The sequence below is a fragment of the Streptomyces sp. NPDC002690 genome (assembly GCF_053592415.1).
On the sequence record NZ_JBSFVR010000524.1, the window covers coordinates 1 to 3,773 of the forward strand.

The 3,773-nt window shown below is 73.8% G+C and carries 4 protein-coding genes; 3 read left to right on the forward strand and 1 reads right to left on the reverse strand.

The window, feature by feature from the left end; translation table 11 throughout:
• Positions 1-218 (forward strand): hypothetical protein (locus ACWD3D_RS34510; protein WP_451464641.1); only part of this gene is annotated, 218 nt, incomplete at its 5' end.
• A 101-nt stretch (positions 219-319) separates the two neighbouring features.
• Here the strand turns inward: ACWD3D_RS34510 and ACWD3D_RS34515 are convergent.
• The gene (locus ACWD3D_RS34515) at positions 320-1,957 is read right to left on the reverse strand and encodes an ABC-F family ATP-binding cassette domain-containing protein (RefSeq protein WP_451464642.1); all 1,638 of its coding nucleotides are present in this window, start codon (positions 1,955-1,957) and stop codon (positions 320-322) included.
• A 193-nt stretch (positions 1,958-2,150) separates the two neighbouring features.
• Between ACWD3D_RS34515 and ACWD3D_RS34520 the strand changes: the two genes are divergently transcribed.
• Together ACWD3D_RS34520 and ACWD3D_RS34525 are read left to right on the forward strand one after the other, a co-directional pair.
• Positions 2,151-2,714 carry a hypothetical protein gene (locus ACWD3D_RS34520; protein WP_451464643.1) on the forward strand — a complete coding sequence of 188 codons (564 nt, stop codon included), beginning with the start codon at positions 2,151-2,153 and terminating at the stop codon, positions 2,712-2,714.
• A 92-nt stretch (positions 2,715-2,806) separates the two neighbouring features.
• Positions 2,807-3,773 (forward strand): FAD-dependent oxidoreductase (locus ACWD3D_RS34525; RefSeq protein ID WP_451464644.1); only part of this gene is annotated, 967 nt, incomplete at its 3' end.

A 3,773-nucleotide genomic window follows, 5' to 3' on the forward strand; every position in this document is an offset into this window, starting at 1 on the left:
GGCGCGAGCGGGACGCCGCGGCACCGGGCCAGGGCGGCAAGCCTCCGCGCCAGCGCCAGTCGGACGGCGGCGGACGCCGTCAGGGCGGTGAACGGCGCGGCGGCGGTACGGGCGGCGCACGGCCCTCGGCGGCGCCCGCGCCCGCCAACAGCGCGATGGCGGACGCGTTGCGGCGCGCCGGCCTCACGGACCCGGGCCAGGGCGGCCGGAAGCGCTGACCGATGACGTGGGACGGGCCGGCCCCGAGGGGCCGGCCCGTCCGCGTGTCGTGCGCTCGACGACGGAGCCGCGTGATCCGCCCGCCCGTGCGGGGAGGGCCTCAGAGCTCCGTGATCCGCCCGTCCGCGACCTCGATGCGCCGGGTCGTACGGACCGCTTCCAGCATCCGCCGGTCGTGGGTGACCAGCAGCAGCGTGCCGTTGTACGAGTCGAGCGCCGACTCCAGCTGCTCGATGGCCGGCAGGTCCAGGTGGTTGGTGGGCTCATCCAGTACCAGCAGGTTGACGCCCTTGCCCTGGAGCAGGGCGAGTGCCGCGCGGGTCCGCTCACCGGGCGACAGCGTGGTCGCCGGGCGCATCACATGGTCGGCACGCAGCCCGAACTTGGCCAGCAGGGTGCGCACTTCGGCCGGCTCGGTGTCCGGGACGGCCGCACAGAAAGCCGCCAGCAGGGTCTCGTCACCGAGAAAGAGCTTGCGCGCCTGGTCGACCTCTCCGACCACCACCCCCGAACCGAGCACGGCAGAGCCGGAGTCGACCGGAAGCCGCCCCAACAGCGCCGCCAGCAGGGTGGATTTACCCGCCCCGTTGGCTCCGGTGATGGCGACACGGTCGGCCCAGTCCACCTGGAGCGAGACGGGCCCGAAGGCGAAGTCCCCCCGGACCACGCGGGCTTCGCGCAGAGTGGCGACGACAGAGCCGGAGCGCGGCGCGGTGGCGATCTCCATCCGGAGCTCCCATTCCTTGCGCGGCTCCTCGACGACGTCCAGGCGTTCGATCATGCGCTGGGTCTGCCGGGCCTTCGCGGCCTGCTTCTCGCTCGCCTCACTGCGGAACTTGCGGCCCAGCTTGTCGGAGTCGGTGGCCTTGCGCCGGGCGTTCTTCACGCCCTTGTCCATCCAGCCCCGCTGCATCTGGGCACGGCCTTCGAGGGCCGACTTCTTGTCGGCGTACTCCTCGAACTCTTCGCGGGCGTGGTTCCGGGCCCGCTCCCGCTCCTCCAGGTAGGAGGCGTAGCCACCGCCGTAGAGGTTGATCTGCTGCTGGGCGAGGTCGAGTTCGAGGACCTTGGTGACCGTGCGGGTGAGGAACTCGCGGTCGTGGCTGATGACGACCGTACCGGCGCGCAGACCGGAGACGAAGCGTTCCAGGCGCTCCAGACCGCCGAGGTCGAGGTCGTTGGTGGGCTCGTCCAGCAGGAAGACGTCGTACCGGGAGAGCAGCAGCGAGGCAAGACCGGCGCGGGCGGCCTGCCCGCCGGAGAGCGCGGTCATCGGCAGGTCGAGGCCGACGGTGAGACCGAGGTCGGCGGCCACTTCCTCGGCCCGCTCGTCCAGGTCCGCGCCGCCGAGGTCGAGCCAGCGTTCCAGCGACTCGGAGTACGCGTCGTCGGCGCCGGGCGCACCGTCCACCAGGTCCTGGGTCGCGGCGTCCATGGTGGCCTGGGCGTCGGCGACGCCCGTGCGGCGGGCGAGGAATTCCCGCACGGTCTCCCCGGGGCGCCGCTCGGGCTCCTGGGGGAGGTGGCCGACGTTGGCGGTGGGGGGCGAGAGCCGCAGCTCCCCCTCCTCGGGCCGGTCGAGCCCCGCGAGCAGCCGGAGCAGGGAGGATTTTCCGGCCCCGTTGACTCCGACGAGACCGATCACGTCCCCGGGGGCGACGACGAGGTCGAGCCCGGCGAAGAGCGTGCGGTCGCCGTGTCCGGCGGCGAGGTCCTTGGCGACGAGAGTGGCAGTCATCAGGGTGTCGATCCTAAGCGTTCCGGGCGGCCCGTCCGTCATTCGGTCCGGACCCGGGTCCGGGGTGGGGTGCGCGCTGCGGCGAGAGCCGGGTGACGCCTTCGCCGCCCGTCACCGGAACGTGACCGGACCGTCCCGTCGTCGTAGTGACGGGACCCATGAGTCCCGCCGCGACGGGGTGGAGGATCGGCCGATGACGACATCGAGAAGGACCGGGTACTGGAGACTGCCGCTGGCGGCTTCGGTCCTGCTGGCGGTGGTGGGATGCGGGATGCATCGGGTCGGGGACTCGACGGAGGCGGCGCCGAGTCCGTCTCCTACGCCCAGCGCGTCGGGGGACTTCCGTTGCCCCGGCGAGGACCCCGGGCCGACGGCTCCGGCGGGTGCCACCCCTGCCGCGACCGCCGCGCCGACCGACCACTACGCCGAGAACCACGGATTCCGAGTTCCGTTCCCCCTCCACGGCCAGAGCCGCTGCGACGGGCTCGCGGTCACCGGACGCGTCAAGAGCGCTCTCGAACCGCTGCGCGAGCGCGGGGACTTCGTGCCGCAGCACGTGAGGGACGCGCTCGACGGACTCGGCTACCGCACCGGGACGGCGTACCAGAACGGCCCGACGGGGGTCGGCTTCCTCATCGTCTTCGACGCCTCCCCGTGGTGCGTGGAAGGGACGATGAGCCGCGACGCCACCACCGCGGACGCCTTCGGCGGCTACCCCGACGGCACCGACTGCGAGCCTCCTCGGGGCGGACACTGACCGCGCCGGCTTCCGGGATGACAGGGTGCGGGTAGGTGTACGGGTCGCCGGTGCGGGTGCGGACGGGCGACGGAACGGACAGGGGTGGCGATATGCCGGACGTGATCGTGGTGGGCGGTGGGGTCAGCGGGCTGACCACGGCGGTGGTGCTCGCCGAACGGGGTCACCGGGTGCGGGTCTGGTCGCGGGAAGCGGCCGGGGACACCACATCGGCGGTGGCGGGTGCCCTGTGGTGGCCCTACCGGATCGAGCCGGCCCGGTCGGTGGGTGGCTGGGCCCTGGAGACGCTCGCCGTCCACGAGGAGCTGGCGGCCGATCCGGAGGAGACCGGGGTACGGATGGTGGCCGGGCTCCACCTGGGCGAGCGCCTGGCCGGGCTGGGCCCTTGGGCGGCGCAGCTCCGGGGGGCGGTGGAGGTGGCCGAGGGGCTGCGGGTGACGCTTCCGCTGATCAGCATGCCCGACCACCTGGCCTGGCTGGAGCGGCGGCTGCGGGCGGCCGGGGGCGGCGTCGAGCGGCGTACGGTGAGCGGTTTCGGGGAGGCCGCCGCCGAGGCGGAGGTGGTGGTCGACTGTGCCGGGCTGGGGGCGGCGGCGCTGGCGTCGGACGAGGGGATGCGTCCGGTGCGGGGCCAGCTCGTCCTGGTGGAGAACCCGGGGATCACCGAGTGGTCCGCCGCTCCCGATCCGGCGACGGGCTGGACGACGTACGTGTTCCCGCAGCCGTACGGGCTGGTCCTGGGCGGGACGGCGCAGGACGACGACTGGTCCACGGAGCCGGACCCGCGCATCGCGGCCGGCATCGTGGCGCGGTGCGCGCGGATACGGCCCGAGATCGCGGGGGCCCGGGTCCTCGGGCACCGGGTGGGGCTCCGCCCGGCGCGGGACGCGGGGGTACGGATCGAGGCGGAGGACCTGCCGGGCGGCGGCCGGGTGGTCCACAACTACGGGCACGGGGGCGCCGGGGTCACCGTCGCCTGGGCGCCTCGCGCGTCGATCTCGACTAGGGGCGTACGGCTCTTCTTCGCAGCAGCGAAGGAAAGGGGCGTTGCGTTGATCT

Bases quoted from the DNA above. Each gene is read 5' to 3' on its own strand.
- ACWD3D_RS34515 (WP_451464642.1), bottom strand. From the start codon at position 1,957: ATGACTGCCACTCTCGTCGCCAAGGACCTCGCCGCCGGACACGGCGAC.
- ACWD3D_RS34520 (WP_451464643.1), top strand. From the start codon at position 2,151: ATGACGACATCGAGAAGGACCGGGTACTGGAGACTGCCGCTGGCGGCT.